This window comes from Arcobacter lacus, from assembly GCF_003063295.1.
GTDB classification, from domain to species: Bacteria; Campylobacterota; Campylobacteria; order Campylobacterales; family Arcobacteraceae; genus Aliarcobacter; species Aliarcobacter lacus.
The window spans coordinates 1-622 of sequence record NZ_MUXF01000022.1; the positions used below are offsets into that span (position 1 = coordinate 1).

A 622-nucleotide genomic window follows, 5' to 3' on the forward strand; every position below is an offset into this window, starting at 1 on the left:
TATTATAACTTACCTTCGTTTTTAGCTAAGTAATCAGCAACACCATCTTTGTTTGCTTTCATACCTTCATCACCTTTTTGCCAACCAGCTGGACAAACTTCACCATATTCATTAGTAAATAACATAGCATCAACCATTCTAATCATTTCATCTACGTTTCTTCCTAATGGTAAGTCATTAATAACTGCATGTCTAACTGTTCCATCTTTATCAATTAAGAAAGATCCTCTTAATGCAACTGATTCACCAAATAGAACATCATAGTCTTTCGAAATTTGTTTATTTAAGTCAGCTACCATTGGGAATTTTACTCTTCCAATACCACCATTTTCAACTGCTGTTTCTCTCCATGCAAAGTGTGAGAATTGAGAATCAACTGAACAACCAATTACATTAATTCCTCTTGCTTTAAACTCATCAGTTCTTTTTGAAAAAGCAATAATTTCTGATGGACAAACAAATGTAAAGTCTAAAGGCCAAAAGAATAAAATTGCACCTTTCTCACCAATGTTTTCATATAAGTTAAAATTTTCTACAATTTGACCATCTGCAAGTACAGCTGTTGCTGTAAAATCTGGAGCTTTTTTTGTTACTAACATTTTTAATCCTTTTTTTTATTTAA

General features: G+C 31.5%; 1 protein-coding gene. It reads right to left on the bottom strand.

The annotated features are described in order from the left end of the window. Positions 1-2: 2 nt before the first annotated feature. On the bottom strand, positions 3-599 hold the full coding sequence (locus B0175_RS10950; protein ID WP_108528589.1) for a peroxiredoxin: 597 nt from the start codon (positions 597-599) through the stop codon (positions 3-5). Positions 600-622: the final 23 nt, after the last annotated feature.

Coding starts and splice junctions, on each gene's coding strand:
- B0175_RS10950 (WP_108528589.1), bottom strand. CDS start 599: ATGTTAGTAACAAAAAAAGCTCCAGATTTTACAGCAACAGCTGTACTT.